General features: G+C 68.2%; 15 protein-coding genes. 5 read left to right on the forward strand and 10 right to left on the reverse strand.

Annotated elements, in window-relative coordinates:
• Positions 1-289 precede the first annotated feature (289 nt).
• On the forward strand, positions 290-412 hold the full coding sequence (locus J2848_RS35920) for a hypothetical protein (protein WP_281288584.1): 123 nt from the start codon (positions 290-292) through the stop codon (positions 410-412).
• A gap of 151 nt (positions 413-563) precedes the next feature.
• On the opposite strand, the gene J2848_RS15445 is transcribed toward J2848_RS35920, so the two are convergent.
• Positions 564-1346, reverse strand: coding sequence for a DUF2076 domain-containing protein (locus J2848_RS15445; RefSeq protein WP_149231886.1), 783 nt, complete (start codon positions 1344-1346; stop codon positions 564-566).
• A gap of 376 nt (positions 1347-1722) precedes the next feature.
• On the opposite strand from J2848_RS15445, the gene J2848_RS15450 reads away from it, so the two are divergent.
• From J2848_RS15450 to J2848_RS15460, 3 genes are read left to right on the forward strand one after another with little or no spacing between them, the layout of a single operon-like run.
• Positions 1723-2403, forward strand: coding sequence for a chemotaxis protein CheC (locus tag J2848_RS15450; RefSeq protein WP_246193906.1), 681 nt, complete (start codon positions 1723-1725; stop codon positions 2401-2403).
• Positions 2384-4279, forward strand: a complete 1896-nt coding sequence (locus J2848_RS15455) for a PAS domain-containing sensor histidine kinase (RefSeq protein ID WP_149231885.1) — start codon at positions 2384-2386, stop codon at positions 4277-4279. The genes J2848_RS15450 and J2848_RS15455 overlap by 20 nt, the downstream gene beginning before the upstream one ends.
• Entirely contained in the window at positions 4276-4677 is a 402-nt protein-coding gene (locus J2848_RS15460) for a response regulator (RefSeq protein WP_149231884.1), read from the forward strand. Before J2848_RS15455 ends, J2848_RS15460 begins: the two co-directional genes overlap by 4 nt.
• 24 nt (positions 4678-4701) lie before the next feature.
• Here the strand turns inward: J2848_RS15460 and J2848_RS15465 are convergent, their stop codons facing one another.
• The 6 genes from J2848_RS15465 to J2848_RS15490 all read right to left on the reverse strand — a co-directional run bounded on the left by J2848_RS15465 (position 4702) and on the right by J2848_RS15490 (position 12875).
• Entirely contained in the window at positions 4702-5559 is an 858-nt protein-coding gene (locus J2848_RS15465; protein WP_149231883.1) for an oxidoreductase, read from the reverse strand.
• A gap of 99 nt (positions 5560-5658) precedes the next feature.
• Positions 5659-7467 (reverse strand): ABC transporter ATP-binding protein, encoded by a 1809-nt coding sequence (locus J2848_RS15470; protein WP_149231882.1) that lies wholly within the window; start codon positions 7465-7467, stop codon positions 5659-5661.
• A gap of 329 nt (positions 7468-7796) precedes the next feature.
• Positions 7797-9914, reverse strand: coding sequence for a YgiQ family radical SAM protein (locus J2848_RS15475; RefSeq protein WP_149231881.1), 2118 nt, complete (start codon positions 9912-9914; stop codon positions 7797-7799).
• A 195-nt stretch (positions 9915-10109) separates the two neighbouring features.
• Positions 10110-11357 (reverse strand): TCR/Tet family MFS transporter, encoded by a 1248-nt coding sequence (locus tag J2848_RS15480; protein ID WP_149231880.1) that lies wholly within the window; start codon positions 11355-11357, stop codon positions 10110-10112.
• A gap of 171 nt (positions 11358-11528) precedes the next feature.
• Positions 11529-12104: a TMEM175 family protein gene (locus J2848_RS15485; RefSeq protein ID WP_149231879.1), complete on the reverse strand. Its 576-nt coding sequence runs from the start codon at positions 12102-12104 to the stop codon at positions 11529-11531.
• A gap of 72 nt (positions 12105-12176) precedes the next feature.
• Positions 12177-12875 carry a pirin family protein gene (locus tag J2848_RS15490; RefSeq protein ID WP_149231878.1) on the reverse strand — a complete coding sequence of 233 codons (699 nt, stop codon included), beginning with the start codon at positions 12873-12875 and terminating at the stop codon, positions 12177-12179.
• 136 nt (positions 12876-13011) lie between these two features.
• Between J2848_RS15490 and J2848_RS15495 the strand changes: the two genes are divergently transcribed.
• Complete coding sequence (locus J2848_RS15495; protein WP_149231877.1) at positions 13012-13941, forward strand: LysR family transcriptional regulator; 930 nt, start codon at positions 13012-13014, stop codon at positions 13939-13941.
• A gap of 15 nt (positions 13942-13956) precedes the next feature.
• On the opposite strand, the gene J2848_RS15500 is transcribed toward J2848_RS15495, so the two are convergent.
• The 3 genes from J2848_RS15500 to J2848_RS15510 all read right to left on the reverse strand — a co-directional run bounded on the left by J2848_RS15500 (position 13957) and on the right by J2848_RS15510 (position 17282).
• Positions 13957-14661, reverse strand: a complete 705-nt coding sequence (locus J2848_RS15500) for a YoaK family protein (protein WP_149231876.1) — start codon at positions 14659-14661, stop codon at positions 13957-13959.
• Positions 14662-14976: 315 nt separating this feature from the next.
• Positions 14977-16602, reverse strand: a complete 1626-nt coding sequence (locus J2848_RS15505) for a sensor histidine kinase (protein ID WP_149231875.1) — start codon at positions 16600-16602, stop codon at positions 14977-14979.
• Entirely contained in the window at positions 16599-17282 is a 684-nt protein-coding gene (locus J2848_RS15510) for a response regulator transcription factor (RefSeq protein ID WP_149231874.1), read from the reverse strand. Before J2848_RS15510 ends, J2848_RS15505 begins: the two co-directional genes overlap by 4 nt.
• Between the last annotated feature and the right edge of the window lie 80 nt (positions 17283-17362).

The raw sequence follows: 17362 nt of genomic DNA on the forward strand, positions 1-17362 counted from the left end.
CCACGTCGGGCTTTTCGCCCGTTTTGTTCTTGTGCCTGCCGACGACAGACCGCTCCCCCGCTCCCAGGGATTGTTCCGGCCTGCACTGCTTGGCAGCTCAATCATACTGCAGTGTGGTTGACAGAACCTTACAGGGGAACTCTCATTTTATGCCTTTCCCAGGCATAGCCATTTTAGCTTACCGCGGTGGGTGCCCTTGTAACGGGATCGGACCGTTGTGCGATTTGATCGATTGCCGGCTGCAGAACCAGACGATGACGGTCGCCCTGCCGACGGAACGCATGACCGCATGCACCGCCTGCCGCAAAGCCGGTCCAAGCGGGTCCTGGGCCTACAAACCGGAGAGGTGGCGGAGTCCGCCCTGGAGGACGGGTCAAGGGACATCACCGGCCGCTACAGCGACGAGGAGTGATCGGCGATTCGAAGTTCAAGGGTACGTTTCCCGGCTGTCTTCCGGTTCAAGAATGTCCCCCTCGGCAGGGCTATCGCACATGGGGGGTGTTCGCAGAAAAAGCCCCTCTGCCCTTGCGGGAGAGGGGCTTTTGAAATGGTGAGGTCTTCGCTCAGATCCAGGAATCATCCCCGCCACTGCTGCCGCCGTCGTCGAAGGACGAATCGTCGTACGACGTGTCGTCGGCCGGCGGCGGGTCGGGCTGGTAGGCGACGTCCCGCGCCGTGTCGCGCCCCGCATCGCCTTGCGGCCCCTGGTCGTCGCCGTAATAGTTGTTGATCACCGTCTCGTTGATCGTCTCGCCAGCCAGGGGCTGGGCCATCGCCGTGCCGAAGGGGCCGGGCGAATGGTGCAGCAGGGACGATATGGCGCTCGCCGCCAGCATGCCGCCGGCCACGCCCGCCGCGGTCTGCGCCGCTCCCGCGAAGAATCCGCCGCCGCGCGGGGCCATGCCCGGCTGCGGGAAGGGGGAGGGGCTGTATTGCTGCGGTGGGTAGGCGGCATCGGGGGCCGCGCCCCAGGGGCTGCGGCCGGCGACAGGCTGCCCCTGCGGATAGGCGGGGGCAGGGGGAGGTTCGGCACTGCGCCCCCACGGGCTGCGGCCGATGCCGAGCGCGTTGGACAGGAAGCTGCCGCCGCCGGACTGCGCCGGCTGGGCCGGTCGTTCGCGCAGTTGCCGCTCCAACTCCTCGATCCGGGTCTGGGCCGCGGTCAGCGCCTGCTGCTGCACCAGCACCGTCTGTGCCATGTAATAGGACGACAGCGGCTGGTCCTGGACCGACCGGCGGATGAAGTCCTCCGCTTCGGCGTCACGCGGCTGGGAGCGCTGCTGGGCCTCCACCTCGCGCAGGCGACGGAACAGGTCGGACAGAAGCGTGCGTTCCTCGGGGGTCATCGACGTCTCCTAACATGGCGCCCATCGCAAGGGGCGCCACCCCTACATGTGGAGTCGCCATCCCCCACCGGACAAGTCCCCCATAGGCTGTCCGCGCTCTGAAAGACCGTCCCGTCCGACAACGCGGCGCCGGTCCTTTAGTTTCGCATCCAAAGCAATATTGTACAAGAACGCTCGCTGCTTGCCGAAGATTCCGAACGCGGCTCTTTGGATGGTGGATTATCAGCCTGACCATTGTGGGAAGTGGGGCGGCTATATCGGCTATGGCGTCGCCGGCTTAACATATGACATTGACGGGGGTGCCTTTTTCCAGATCGATGGGCCACATTTGGGATGCGACCGCCCGGCGGCGCCGGTTGCGAGGCCGAGACCAAGAATGGACAGGCGCCGAGAGATGGTGGAACTGACCGACCTGGAGCGCGATGCGCTGACCGAGTTGGTGAACATGGGGGTCGGCCGCGCCGCCACCCATCTCAGCCGCATGGTCAACGACCAGGTTCTGCTGTCGGTGCCGACCGTGGACATCGTCAGCCGGCAGGAGGCGTCCGATTTCCTGTCCGCACGCGAACGCCATGGGCTGGTGGCGGTGGAGCAGCAGTTCCAGGGCTCCTTCGACGGCCGCGCCATGCTGATCTTTCCGGAAGCCAACAGCCTGGAGCTGGCCCGCGCCGTCCTGGGCGGCGACCTGACCCTGGCGGAGATCGTCGATCTGGAACAGGACGCCCTGGCGGAGATCGGCAACATCATCCTGAACGGCTGCCTCGTGATCGTCGCCAACGCCCTGAAGGACCGGCTGATCATCTCGCTGCCGGCGGTGCTCCGCGGCGACGGCGCCAACATCCTGAAGGACAAGGCCGGTGGCGCCGACGAGCTGGTGCTGTTCCTCTACATCGATTTCACCATCCGCAGCCGCAGCATCCGCGGCTACATTGCCCTGCTGATGGGGGTCTCGTCCCTGCAGTCGCTGAAGCAACTGATCCACGCCTTCATCGAAGGCATCGCCGCCGAAGAACCCACATCCGCCGGAACGTCGTCGCATGGCCCCCAGATTGCCTGAACAACCCACCTGGGCGCTCGATGTCCTTGGCGCGCTGGATGCCGGCATCCTGCTTCTGGACCGCCATTGCCGGGTTCTCTACTGGAACGGCTGGATGGAGCAGGCCTCCACCCTGACGGCCAGGGAAATACTCGGGCACGACCTGTTCGATGCCCTGCCCAACCTGCGCGAATCGCGTCTGCACATCGCCGTGCGCGACACGCTGGCCACCGGCGCGCCCGGCGTGCTGTCGCACACGCTGAACCCGATGCTGTTCCCGCTGCGCCTGCCCGACGGGCGGCGGATGGTCCATAATGTGGTGATCCGTCCGCTGCCGTCGCGCGCGTCGTCGCCGCATTCGCAGGCCGCCGGCAACGAGGCGCGCTGCCTGATCCAGGTGACCGACGTCACCGCCTCGGTCAACCGCGAGCGGGTGCTGCGCGAACAGCGCGACGCCCGCTATCGCGCCATCGTCGATACGGCCCCCGACGCCATCATCACCACCGACACCCGCGGCATGGTGCAGTGGATGAACGGCACCGCCACCCGCCAGTTCGACTACCGCCCGGACGAGCTGATCGGCCGGAGCGTCACCGTCCTGCTGGGCGACGACGCGCCCGACTGGATCGCCATGGCGGAGCACAGCGGGCCGGGCGCCGCCGGCATGGATGCCGCGACCCAGCCGGTGGAGCTGTCCGGCCGGCGCCGCGACGGCAGCCACATCGACCTGGAACTGTCGATGGCACGCTGGGAATCGGAAGGGCGCAGCTTCATCACCGGCATCCTGCGCGACATCACCGAACGCCGCCGCACCCGGGAGGAGCTGCGGACCAGCGCGCTCGCCATGCGGCAGCTGGCCGAACAGACCAAGGCGACGCTGGATGCGCTGCCGGCCTTCATCGCCGTGCTCGACCGCTCCGGCCACATCGTCTCGGTCAACCGCGCCTGGGCGGAAGCGGGACCGGAGACGACCTTCCTCGGCCAGGGCTGCATCGTCGGCGACGATTACCTCGACCATTGCGGCCGCGGCGAGACCGCCGACCCGCGGGCCGACAGCGTGATGGAGGGCTTGCGCACGCTGTTGAGCGAGGGCGGGCCGCCGGTGTCGGCCGAATATGTCACCAACAACCAGCACTGGTTCCGCTGTCTTGCCGCACCCATGCCGGCCGGCCCCTTTGGCGGCACCGTGCTGATGCACATCGACGTGACTGAGATCAAGTCGATGGAGGCGGCGCTGCGCAAGCTGGTCGGCCAGAAATCGACCCTGCTGCGCGAGGTCAACCACCGCGTCAAGAACAGCCTGCAGCTGGTGTCCAGCCTGCTGACGCTCCAGACGCTCAGCCTGCCCGACGAAGGGGTGCGGGTGCATTTCCAGGATGCCCGCAGCCGCATCGAGGCGATCGCCCGCGTCCACAACCGGCTCTATCAGGCCGACCAGTTCCAGACCATCGAGTTCGGCACCTACCTGAACGAGCTGTGCGAGGATCTGGCCCGCGCATCCGGCGGCGACAGCATGTGCGACATCGCCGTACGGTCCGACGTGATCGACCTGCCGATCGATCACGCCGCCCCGCTGGGCCTGATCGCCAACGAACTGATCACCAACGCGGTCAAGCATCGCGGCAACGGCCCGGCGAAGGTCGATGTGACCTTCCGGCGCGAGGACGACCGGCTTGCCCTGACCGTCTCCGACCGCGGTCCCGGCCTGCCGTCGAACTTCGACATCCGCAAGAGCCGCAGCCTGGGCATGCGCCTGATCTCCAGCCTCGCCGGCCAGATCCGGGCCGGCGTCGACATCGACACCAACCCGCAGGGCACCACCTTCCGCATCGAGCTGCCAGTGCCCGACGAGGTGCCGCTGCTGGAGACCTCCTCGCCCGAGGAGATCAAGGGATGAAGATCCTGCTGGTGGAAGACGAGGTGCTGATCGCGCTGGAACAGCAGCTCTATCTGGAGAATGTCGGCCACAGCATCATCGGCCCGGCGGTCACCGCGATGGAAGCGGTGGAGATCGCCGCCGCCGACAAGCCGGATCTGGCGCTGGTCGACGTGCATCTCGGCATGGGCTCCAACGGCATCGACGCCGCGCGGGAGCTGACCAGACTGGGCGTGCCCTGCCTGTTCATCACCTCCTTCCGCGACGAGCTGAAGAAGGATGGCCCGCTGACCGGCATCGGCTGCCTGCCCAAGCCCTTCACCGAAAGCGGCCTGATCGCCGCCGTCGACGTCGCCCGCGCCATCCTGGCGGGGGAGACGCCGCGCAACGTGCCGCAGACGATGGAATTGTTCGTGTGAGGAGAGGGGGCTGACGCCGCCCCCTTACCCTGCATCCGGGAAGTCAGCCCCCAGCGTCGTCGCCTCCCACGCGTCGATCTCGTCCAGAACCGAGCGCAGCTTGCCGCGCACGCCCTCCAGCGCCGGACGGCCGAGCACGAGACGGAGAGGCGGCTTTCCGGCGGTCACCGCCGTGATGATCGCCTCGGCCGCCCGCACCGGATCGCCCGGCTGCTTGCCGCTGTAGCCGGAGATCTGCTTGCGCCGCGCGCCGGAGGTCTGTTCGTAATCGTCGATCCAGGTCGCCGACTGCTTCAGCGAACGGCCGGCCCAATCGGTGCGGAACGGTCCCGGCTCGACGATCAGCACGCGGATGCCGAGCGGCGCCACCTCCTTCGACAGCGATTCCGACAGCCCCTCCACCGCGAATTTGGTGGCGGCGTAATAGCCGGAGCCGGGGAAGCCGATCATGCCGCCCTGGGACGAGATGTTGACGATATGGCCGGCCCGCCGCGCCCGCATCCCCGGCAGCACCGCCCGCGTCACTGCGGCCAGTCCGAAGACGTTGGTCTCGAACATCGCGCGGATTTCCGCATCCTCGCCTTCCTCGATGGCGGAGAGATAGCCGTAGCCGGCATTGTTCACGACGACATCGAGCCGGCCGAACGCCTTCTCCGCCTCGGCCACGGCGCGGGCGACCTGGGCCTGATCGGTCACGTCCAGCGCGATGGCCCGCCCGCGCTCGCCATGGCCGGCGAGCAGATCGTCCAGCTTGCGCGGATCGCGGGCGGTCGCGGCGACGCGCCAGCCCTTTTCAAGCACCAGCCGCGCCAGTTCGCGGCCGAACCCGGTCGAACAGCCGGTGATGAACCAGACGGGCGTGTCGGTGGTGGTCTGTGCCATGACGATTCCTGCGGTAGGCGAAATCAGTTGGTCGCCAGGGACATACGCCGACTCACCGCTGCGGCCACCCCATCTTTCGACAAATGGAGCGGCGTCCTCTCAGCCGCCGATCCGGCGGATCGGTTCCGGCGCCGACTGTTGTTCGAACAGGCGGCGGTAGAGCCCGCCCGGCCGGTGGAGCAGGGCGGCATGGCTGCCTTCCTCCACCACCCGGCCCTGGTTGAAGACCAGGATGCGGTCCAGCGTGCGGACGGTGGACAGCCGATGGGCGATGATGATGGCGGTGCGGCCCTGCATCAGCCGTTCGATGGCTTCCTGGATCAGAGCCTCCGATTCCGAATCCAGGCTGGAGGTCGCCTCGTCCAGGATCAGGATCGGCGCGTCGGCCAGGAAGGCGCGGGCCAGCGCCACCCGCTGCCGCTCGCCGCCCGACAGCTTGACGCCGCGCTCGCCGACCAGCGTCCCGTAGCCCTTCGGCAGACGGGCGATGAAGTCGTGCGCATTGGCGAGCCTGGCCGCCCGTTCGATCTCCGCCATCGACGCGCCGGGCCGGCCATAGGCGATGTTCTCCGCCAGAGTGCGGTGGAACAGGATCGGCTCCTGCGGGACGATGGCGATCTGCGAGCGAAGGGAATGCTGCGTCGCCCCCGCCACCTCCTGCCCGTCGATCAGGACCCGGCCCCCGGTCACGTCGTAGAGGCGCTGGATCAGCTTGACGAAGGTGGTCTTGCCCGACCCCGACGGCCCGACCAGCCCGACCCGTTCCCCCGCCTTGATGGTCAGCGACAGGTCACGGTAGAGCGGCGTGGTATGGCCGCCATACTGGAAGGTGACGTGGTCGAAGCGCACCTCGCCCGCCCCGATGCGGATGGGTGCGGCCTCCGGCCGATCCTCCACCCCCAGCGGCTCGGCATGGATCGCCACCAGCTCCTCCATCTCGTTGACGGAGCGCTGGAGGTGGTTGATGTGCATGCCGATGTCGCGCAGATAGCCATGGACGACGAAATAGGTGGTCAGCACATAGGCGACGTCGCCCGGCGTCGCCTGCCCGCGCCACCACAGCCAGAGCGCGGTCGCCACCACGGCGCTGCGGATCAGCAGCAGCACGACCAGTTGCACGGTGCTGTGGCGCGTGTGCCGGGTCCAGGTGCGGTGCGTGCGGCGGCTCCATTTGTCCACCACACCGGCCAGCCGGTCGTCCTCGCGCGGCTCGGCGCCGAAGGCCTTGACCACGGCATTGCAGCCGATGGCATCGGCCAGCGTTCCGCCGAGCTTGGTATCCCAGGCGTTCGACAGCCGGGCGGCCGGCGCTATGTAGAGGGTGGAGAACAGCACCGTCATCGCGATGTAGATTGCGGTGCCGAGCGCGATCACCAGCCCCATCGCCGGCCAGTGCAGCCCGAGCGTCACCATCGTGCCGATCAGCACGACCAGCGACGGCCACAGCGCCAGCAGCAGCGTGTCGTCCAGCGTGTCGAGCGCCCACATGCCGCGGGTGATCCTGCGCACCACCGACCCGGCGAAGCTGTTGGCGTGCCAGTCGGTGGAGAAGCGCTGAATGCGGTGGAAGCTGTCCTGGCCGACATCGGCCATGATGCGCAGGGTGAAGGGGATGACCCCGCTCCAGGCGAGGTGCCGCATCACCACCATGCCGATGCCCAGCGCCACCATGGCGCCGAAGGCGGTCAGCGCCGCATGCAGCGCCGCGTCGCGGTCGCCCGGCAGCAGGGTCAGCGCATCGACTAGCCGGCCGGCAAACAGCGGCATGAAGACGTCGGCCAGCGTCGACAGGGCGATGGCCCCGGCGATGCCGACGGCCAGCGGTGTCTGGCGCCGCCAGTGGCGGAAGGTGAAGGCCAGAACGCTGCGGATGGCGTTCGGGCGGGAGGTGCGTTTCGACTGAGCCATTGGGATCCAACCGGGGCAGGGCCGGCGGTGAAGGGCCGGCTCCACGGCGCGCGGCCCGCAGGCCCCAAGCAGGGACTGCGGTCGGCGACGCCGTTCGGGAAAGAGCGGGAAAAGGAACGGTGCGGGGCTTGCGACAGCCCGCGCTGATACCGCCTCGTTTCGAACCTAGGAGTGGCGGTTCGGAAGGACGCGGCTGGCCGGCGCGGGAGTGTTCAGCAGGCACTTGATACGCATGCAGCCTCCCGTCCGGCAGGAAATGAAAAGACGCTCCGGTATAACAAAGTTGCAGGGTGGGCGCCACTCCCTCTTCTGGGAAGGCACCGCGTCGCTCACCGCCCCTTGAGGTTCGTCTGACGCGGTTTCATGCCGGAAGGTTTGCCCCCAGCCCCAGCCGGTTTCGGCCCTGGCGCCTTGCCCACCGGCGGCACCACACGGCGTCCCTGGCCGGCCTGCTGGGTCAGGAAGACCTTGCCTTTCGGCCCCTTCTCCCGCGGCGTGGCGGTGGCGCCGACCGGCTGCCAGGCCGGAATCAGCTGTTCCTCGCCCGGACCGATCAGATCCTCGCGGCCCATGCGTTTCAACGCCTCGCGCAGGATCGGCCAGTTCTCCGGATCGTGGTAGCGCAGGAAGGCCTTGTGCAGGCGGCGCTGCTTCAGCCCCTTCGCCGACGACACCATCTCCGACCCGACGCGGCGCACCGGACGCAGGGGATTGCGCTCGCTGTGGTACATCGCGGTCGCCAGCGACATCGGCGAGGGCAGGAAGGTCTGCACCTGATCCGCCTTGAAGCCGTTCCGCTTCAGCCACAGCGCGAGGTTCATCATGTCCTCGTCGGTGGTGCCGGGATGGGCGGCGATGAAGTAGGGGATCAGGTAGAGCTTCTTCCCCGCCTCCTTCGCCGCCTTGTCGAACATCCGCTTGAACTCGTCGTAGGCGCCCATGCCCGGCTTCATCATCTTCGCCAGCGGGCCCGGCTCGGTATGTTCCGGCGCGATCTTCAGGTAACCGCCGACATGGTGGGTCACCAGCTCCTTGACATATTCCGGATTGCGCACGGCGAGGTCGTAGCGCAGGCCCGACGCGATGTGGATCTTCTTCACCCCCGGCACCGCGCGGGCCTTGCGGTAGAGCTGGACCAGCGAGGAATGGTCGGTGTTCAGGTTCTTGCAGATGTCCGGGAAGACGCAGGACGGGCGGCGGCAGACCGACTCCGTTTCCTTGTCCTTGCAGGCGAGCCGGTACATGTTGGCGGTCGGCCCGCCCATGTCGGAGATGACGCCGGTAAAGCCCTTGGTCTTGTCGCGGATCTGCTCGATCTCGCGCAGGATCGACCCTTCCGACCGGCTCTGGATAATGCGCCCCTCATGCTCGGTGATCGAGCAGAAGGAACAGCCGCCGAAGCAGCCGCGCATGATGTTGACCGAGAAGCGGATCATCTCCCAGGCCGGGATGCGCGCATCGCCATAGGACGGATGCGGCGCCCGGGCATAGGGCAGGTCGTAGACGCCGTCCATCTCGTTGGTTTCCAGCGGGATCGGCGGCGGGTTCAGCCAGACGTCGCGGTCGCCGTGGCGCTGGACCAGTGCGCGGGCGTTGCCGGGGTTGCTCTCCTGATGCAGCACGCGGCTGGCATGGGCGTAGAGCACCTTGTCGGCGGTCACCTGCTCGAAGCTGGGCAGCCGCACGACCATGCGGTCGGCCCCGGCGGCGCGCGGCGACACCGGCGCCGACGGATCGTCGATGGAGCTGCTGTCGACCACCGTCCAGCCGTCCGGCACCGAGGAGCGCATGATGGCGGTGCCGCGGATGTCGGTCATCGCCTTGGGCGATTCCCCCTTCAGCGCGCGCTGGGCGATCTCGATGATGGCGCGCTCGGCATTGCCGTAGACCAGCATGTCCGCCTTGGAATCGACCAGGACGGAGCGGCGGATCTTCTCGCTCCAGTGATCGTACTGGGCGATGCGGCGCAAGCTGGCCTCGATACCGCCAAGAACGATCGGCACGTCCTTGAACGCTTCGCGGCAGCGTTGGGAATAGACGATGACGGCGCGGTCCGGCCGCTTGCCGCCTTCGTCGTTCGGCGTGTAGCTGTCGTTGTGGCGCAGGCGGCGGTCGGCCGTGTAGTGGTTGACCATCGAATCCATGTTGCCGCCGGTCACGCCCCAGAACAGCCGCGGCTTGCCCAGGATCTTGAACGGTTCCGCACTGCTCCAGTCAGGCTGGGCAATGATGCCGACGCGCAGACCCTGCGATTCCAGCAGCCGGCCGATGATCGCCATGCCGAAGCTGGGATGGTCGATATAGGCATCGCCGGTGACGACGATGACGTCGCACTGGTCCCAGCCCAGCCGGTCCATTTCCGCACGCGACATCGGCAGGAAGGGTGCGGCCTTGGGGCGCACGCTCCGGTCGGGGCGGTGGGCGAACAGGTTGGGGGCCGCGAGCATCGCGTTCTCCGGGTCTCGATCAACAATGCGGGTGGATAAGCCGACACTCTTACCCTGTCGGCCGGCAAATTCCCACCGCTGATAACGCAGCGGAGCAATGGGACATTGTGCGGGGTGGCGCGACAGCTATGTGGGACGCCCCACAACCGGTGCAAGGGCCGGCCGTGGGGCAAGACGCAGGGCAGGGCGGCGGTGTCAGGCCGCCACGCTGCCCGCCTCTTCCGCCCGGCCGTTGCGGCGCGCCACCACCCAGCCGATCAGCGCGCCGGCCAGCATCACCAGCGCCGCGATCAGGAAGGCAGCACCCGGATGCGGGAACAGCGGATCGCCGCCCACCGACGCCGAATAGACCGACCCGAAGAAGATCGGGGACAGGATGCCGGCGACGCTCGCCACGCTCATGTTGGCACCCTGCAACTGGCCCTGTTCGGACGGGCTGACCCGCTGCGTCATCAGCGACTGGATGGTCGGCATCGCCAGCCCCCACAGCGCATTCGGCACGACGGCGAAGGCGAACCAGCCGCCGTCCGGTGCCAGCCCCATGCAGGCCAGCCCGGCGGCTCCGCCGAACAGGCCGATCACCATCGTGCCGCGGTCGCCCAGCCACTTCACCACCCGCGACACCACCAGACCCTGCATGACCATGTCGAGCGCGCCGACCACCGCCAGCAGAAGCCCGACATCCCAGGCGCTCCAGCCATAGCGATGCGCGGCATAGAGCACGAAGACGGCGGGGAAAATCTGGTGGGAGACATGCAGCATGAAATTGACCAGCGCCAGACCCGACAGCTCCGGGTGCGAGCGCAGCAGCCGCAGCGCCCCGAACGGATTGGCCCGCCGCCAGGAAAACGCCATCCGGTTCTCGGGTGTCAGCGATTCCGGCAGCACCACCAGACCATAGAGGAAGGCCAATCCGCTGAGCAGGCCCGCTCCCCAGAAGGGTGCCCGCGGCGAGACCTCGCCCAGCAACCCGCCCAGCAGCGGACCGGCGATGAAGCCGGCACTGAAGGCGGCGCCGATCAGGCCATAGGCGCGCGCCCGCTGCTCCGGCGGCGTCACATCGGCCATATAGGCGAAGACGGTGGTGAAGCTGGAGGAGGTGATGCCGGCAACCGCCCGGCCGACCACCAGCCACCACAAATTCGGCGCCACCGCCATCAGCACATAGTCCGCCGCCAGACCAAGTGTCGACAGCAGGATCACCGGCCGCCGCCCGAAGCGGTCCGACAGCGACCCGATCACCGGGGAACAGAAGAACTGCATCAAGGCCCACAACGTCACCAGCGCGCCGTTGATGGTGCCGGCCTGCGCGTCGGCCCCGGCGAACTGCTCGATCAGCGCCGGCAGCACCGGAATGACGATGCCCATCGCGACGATGTCGAGTGCTGCGGTGACGAGAATGAAGGCTATGGCGGCCTTGCGCGGACGAAGGACGGAAGACATGGAGGGACCTTGGGAGACCGGAACAGGGGAGGAGCAGGGCGGCCGGAAATACGGGCCGACACCGGGGCACCGAAGCCGCAGATATAGGCGCCCGGATCGAAAATCACAAGCGGAATATTTCCTATGTCGGATGTTTCTTCGATCCCCCCGTCACAGTCCCCGTTCGCCCCGTCACTCCTCCAGGATGCGCTCGATCCGCCGGTCCGGCACCAGCCACAGCAGGATCACCAGCACATACAGCACGACGGACAGCCATTGCAGGACGAAGGCCAGCGGAATGGCCAAGCCATAGAGTCCCAGGCTGATCTTGCCCTTCCGGTCGGTTCCAACCGCCCGCGCCACCGCGGATTCGCGTCCGCCACAGGCGATGATGGCGCGTTCGGTCAGGCTGTAGCCGATGGCCGCCATGCCGAGGACGACGCCGTAGGATGCCGTCGCCACCGGCGAGAAGTCGCTGGCATCAAGCCAGCGGATGACGAAGGGGACCAGCGACAGCCAGAACAGCAGGAACAGGTTGGCCCACAGCACCCGCCCGTCGATCCGCGTGGTCGCCTGCAGCAGATGGTGATGGTTGTTCCAGTAGAGCCCGATATTGATGAAGGACAGCACGTAGGCCAGCAGGATCGGGACACGCTCCGCCAGGGCGGCGAGGCTGCCGTCCTCCGGCACCTTCAACTCCAGCACCATGATGGTGATGGCGATCGCCACTACCCCGTCGGTGAAAGCCTCCAGCCGGCCGGTCTTCATGGCCCGATCTCCAGTCGTTATGAAGAACGCCGTGCCGGGACCGAAAAGCCCCCGGCACGGCATCGGTTACGGTCAGGCCGCGTCGACCATGACGATTTCGCTGTCCTCAAGCGCCGTCACCGTCAGGGTGTCGAGGTCGGCGATCGCCGCACCGTCGCGGGCGTTTACCCGCACCCCGTCGATCTCCACCGCCCCGCTGGCGGGGACGAGATAGGCGCGGCGGTCCTTGCCGAGCGGGTAGGACGCCGTCTCGCCGGCCTTCAGCGTCGCCCCCAGCACGCGGGCGTCGGTGCGGATCGGCAGGGCGTCGCCGTCATCGGCATAGCCCGAGGCCAGGGTGACGAAATGGCCGCTGCGATCCCCCTTGGGAAAGGGCTTGCTGCCCCAGCCCGGCTTCTCACCGCTGCGCGTCGGCATGATCCAGATCTGGAAGATGCGCGTGGTGACGTCCTCCAGATTGTATTCGGAATGCGCGATGCCGGTGCCGGCGGACATCACCTGGACGTCGCCCGCCTCGGTGCGGCCCTTGTTGCCAAGGTTGTCCTGGTGGGTGATGGCGCCCTCGCGGACATAGGTGATGATCTCCATGTCGCGGTGCGGGTGCGGCGGGAAGCCGGTGTGGGGGGCGATGGTGTCATCGTTCCAGACCCGCAGGTTGCCCCAGTTCATCCGCTTGCGGTCATGGTAGTTGGCGAAGGAGAAGTGGTGCTTGGCATCCAGCCAGCCGTGATTCTCGCCGCCCAGGCTGTCGAAGGGACGCAGTTCGATCATGGTCCGTCTCCTGACTGTGCAGCCGATGCGTCCTTGCCGCATCGGCCGCCGTGTTTCGCTTGAGAGGACAATAGCGCTGGTCGTCTTTCAGTTTTACCCCTATAAATCGGCACAAGATGTTCAAGAAAGTTGAACGATGACCAGCATCGGCACCCCCAGCTTCGATCAGCTCAGCATCTTCCTTGCCGTGGTGGATGCCGGCAGCTTCGCCGGGGCGGGGCGGCGGCTGAACCGGGCGGTCTCCGTCATCAGCTACGGCATCGCCAATCTCGAAGCGCAGCTCGGGCTGCCGCTGTTCGACCGCGAAGGGTCGCGCAAGCCGACGCTGACGGCCGCCGGGCGGGCGCTGCTCGCCGAGGCGCGGACGATCGCACAGGGGATGGACGGCTTGCGGGCCAAAGTGCGGGGACTGCATGAAGGGCTGGAAGCCGAGGTCGATCTCGCCGTCGACGTGATGCTGCCGGCCGACCGGCTGGGCCGGGTGCTGCGGGACTTCGCCCGCGACTATCCGACGGTCTCGCTGCGCCTGCATGTCGAAACCCTCGGTGCGGTCGCCGCCCTGGTCCTCGACCGCCGGGCGGTGCTGGGCATCTCCGGTCCGGTGGCGGCCGGGATGGACGGGCTGGACCGGACGACCGCCGGATCGGTGCCGATGGTGCCGGTCGCCGCTCCCGATCATCCCTTGGGCCGCATGGCGCAGATTGCCCCCGGTGCCGGACGCGACCATGTGCAGCTGGTCCTCACCGACCGGTCGCGCGCCACCGAGGGGCAGGATTTCTCGGTGATGAGCCCCCGCACATGGCGGCTCGCCGATCTGGGCGCCAAGCACGCGCTGCTGCGCGAGGGGATCGGCTGGGGCAACATGCCGCTGCCGATGGTCGAACCCGATCTCGTCGCCGGCACCCTGGTGCGGCTCGCCATGCCCGACCATCCCGGCGGCACCTATCGTTTCTCCGGCGTCTGGCGGCGCGACACGCCACCCGGCCCGGCGGCCTCCTGGCTGCTCGCCCAATTCGTGCAGCTGGGAACCGGCGACCGGGAGGAGGACGGCTTCACCGATCTCTGACCCACTCTTGCGGCGTCAGGCCGCCGCCGGCGCGGTCGAGGCCGGATGGAGCGCGCAGAGCGCGGTGCCCGCCAGCACCAGCGCGCCGACGACCACCAGCGGGAGCACCAGCCCGCTCTGCATCACCATCACGGCACCGATCGCGGCTCCGAGGAAGATCGCCGCCACGCCGGCCATCCGGCGCTGCGCATTGGTGTTCGCCCCGCCGGCGAGGCTGGAATCGGCGGCCAGTCCGGTCAGGGTCAGCGTCAGGACCGTCGTCGTCAGGTCGGGAACCTTCATCTGCCGGACCGTGGCGTTGCGGAAGCCCATGGCGAAGCCGGTCAGGACGATGATCGCATAGAGAGCCGCCGCGGGAGCCTGCTCACCGACGTCGAAGCCGGCGGCAACGGCGGCGGCGATCCAGAACAGGACAGTCTCGAACAAGGCGGCAGCCAGCAGCCAATGCCGCATCGGCCGGCCGGCGAATGTCCTGCCGAGGCGGCCGGCGATCAGGGCACCGACCAGGAAGGACAGCAGCGCCGCCACCGCCGGCAGGACCCGGAAGCCCGGCGTACCGACGACGGCGAAGCCGAGGAAGACGATGTTGCCGGTCATGTTGGCGGTGAAGACCTTGCCCAGGCCGAGGACGCTGATGGCATCGACGAGCCCCGTCGTCACCGACAACAGCAGCAGGAGCCAGGGCAGGGGGGAGGTGCCTGATGCGGCCGGTGCGGACATGTCTGTCGTTTCCTGCTGTTTTTCTCGGGTGAAGGGGCAGTATCGGCGGCGACGGCGGATATGGTCTTGTCGCTTCGGCACGGGCTTGGACCATTCTGCACATCGGGGGAATCGCTTCAGGTCCTTTAGAGTGTGATCGCTTCAAGCGGAATCGCTTGAAGCGTGAATCACACGGAAAACCAAAAGCTTAGAGTGTGTCTGGTGCTTCAATAAGTACCAGACACACTCTAACCGTTCGACCTCCCGACCGCCACCACTCCGGTCCTTTTTGCACGAACGCCGGACAAGGCGGCCTGCTGCCCCCCATCGGCAGCCTCACGACGATGCCCGGACCCGGCGCAGGGCGACCTCGAACAGGGCGCCGCGTTCCGACGGCAGCAGGGCGATGCTTCCGCCATGGGCCTCCACCAGCCCCCGCGCGATGGTAAGGCCGAGACCGGTGCCGCTGCGCTCGCGCGCGGTGGTGAAGAAGGGGACGAAGACGCGGTCGGCGTTCGCCGGCGAGATGCCCGGCCCGTCGTCGGCGACCCGCAGGATCGCCTGCTCCCCCTCGGTCCGCAGGGTGACGGTCACCCGCGCGTCCGCGCCGGCATGGTGTCTCGCATTCTCGATGAGGTTCGCGAGCACGCTTTCCAGGGACTCCTGCCCGATGGCGACCGGCAGCGACGCCGGCAGGGACGCGTCTGCGCCATGACGCTCGGCCAGACGGGCGGCGACCGGCACGGCGTCGGTCACCACGTCGTCGGTCACGGTCATCACGTCGGCACGGGCCAGTTCCAGCAGGCGGCGGACGAGGCGGGACAGCCGACCGGCCTCGGCATCCATGTTGGCGAGGAAGCGGTCCCGGTCTTCGCGAGGCATGCTGTCGATGTGGTCGCGCAGCAGCTCGACGGTGCCGCGGATGGTCGTCAGCGGCGTCTTGAACTCGTGCGAGACGTGGGCGGCGAAGTCGCGGATGTAGTCGGCCCGCTCCTCCAGCGTCCTGGCCATCCGGGTCAGCGCATCCGACAATTCGGCGACCTCGCGCACCACCGGGCGCGGCAGCGGGACCATCACGCCCCGTTCGCCGTCCGCCGTCCGCTTCGCCAGCCCGGTGACCGCGCGGAGCGGACGGGCGATGGCGACCGTCCCCAGCCGCGCCAGCACCCCGACCGACACGAGAAGCAGCACCGCCAGCCCGGCGAGGTGCCAGCGCTTGCCGTAGAGGGTGTCGGCGATGCTGCGCGGCGTGCGCGACACCACCACCACGCCGACGACGCGCCCGTCGTCGAGCACGGGCTGGGCGGTGAAGACCCGCACCGACCGGCTGCGGTCCGGCACGGCCGGGCTGTCCGAAACGGACCGGTAGCCGATTCTCTCTTGGCCGGGGCGGTCATGGCTCGTGCGTTCGCGCAGGACGCTGGCGGCCTCGCCGGCCAGGGCGCGGCGGACCTCGTCCTGCCGGGCCAGCGACAGGCCCATCTCCTCGCCGGTGCTGGCGACGACCACGCCCTGGTGATCGGTGACCCTCATGCCCGCCAGGGTGATGCGTTGCGCCTCGCGCAGGATCGGGCCGAGCGTCGAACCGGCAACGGCGGCGGCCGGGTCGGTCGCCGCCGCCGGCACCGGATCGGGGGCGGGGGGAAGGATCGGATCCTCTGCAAGGTCGAGGCTGGCGAAGCGGGGCGTCCAGGGCGGGTCGAAGCCCGGCGGGCGCGTCCAGGCCGGATCGACCGGAGGGCCGAGCGCCTCCGCCTTCCCGCCGGCCCGGCGCCAGGCGTCGCGGTAGAAGGCCGCGACCACCCCGGCCTGGGCGATCAGTTCCGATTCCGTCTGGCGGATCAGGGCGCTTTCGTAGAGACGCAGGATCCACAGGCCGCTCAGCGGCAGGACCAGCGCCGCCACCGTCATGACCAGCAGCACGGTCGCGATCGACGGCCGCCGTCCGAACGGCGGCCTCATCGGCAGTCCGACAGCTTGTAGCCCAGCCCATGCACGGTTTCGACCGGAGCGCCGCCGACGGCCTGGAATTTGGCCCGGACCCGGCGGATATGGCTGTCCACGGTGCGGTCGGCGACATAGCGTTCGGTGGCATAGGCGCCGTCCATCAGGGCGTCGCGGCTGAACACCTTGCCCGGCCGGTCGGCGAGGGTGCGCAGAAGGCCGAACTCGGTGGCGGTCAGCACCACCTCCGTCTCGTCCCAGAAGGCGCGCACGCCCTCCAGGTCCAGGCGCAGGCGGTTGTGGCGGAGGACGGGGTCCTGCACCGCAGGTTCCGGCGGGACCATGCGGCGCAACACCGCCTTGACCCGCGCCGTCAGCTCGCGCGGCGAGAAGGGCTTGCTGACGTAATCGTCGCCCCCCAGTTCGAGGCCGAGAATCCGGTCGATCTCGTCGTCGCGCGACGACAGGAAGATGATGGGCACCCGGCTGTCGCGGCGGAGCCGGCGGCAGACCTCGGTGCCGTCCATCTCCGGCATGCCGATGTCCAGCAGGATCAGGTCTGGGGAGTCCGCCTGGGCCAGCGCCAGCCCCCGGACGCCGTCCCCGGCCTCGATGACGGCGAAGCCTTCCCGGTTCAGGGCGAAGCGGACGATGTCGCGGATGTGGGGATCGTCGTCGATCAGCAGGATCTTGGTCATGGCAGCGCAACCCTACCCGATAATCTGCACAAGTTCTGCACGGAGATTCCTTCCCGGCTGCACGGCCGCGTCATCGCCGC

This window comes from Azospirillum lipoferum (genome assembly GCF_024170005.1).
Classification (GTDB): Bacteria; Pseudomonadota; Alphaproteobacteria; order Azospirillales; family Azospirillaceae; genus Azospirillum; species Azospirillum lipoferum.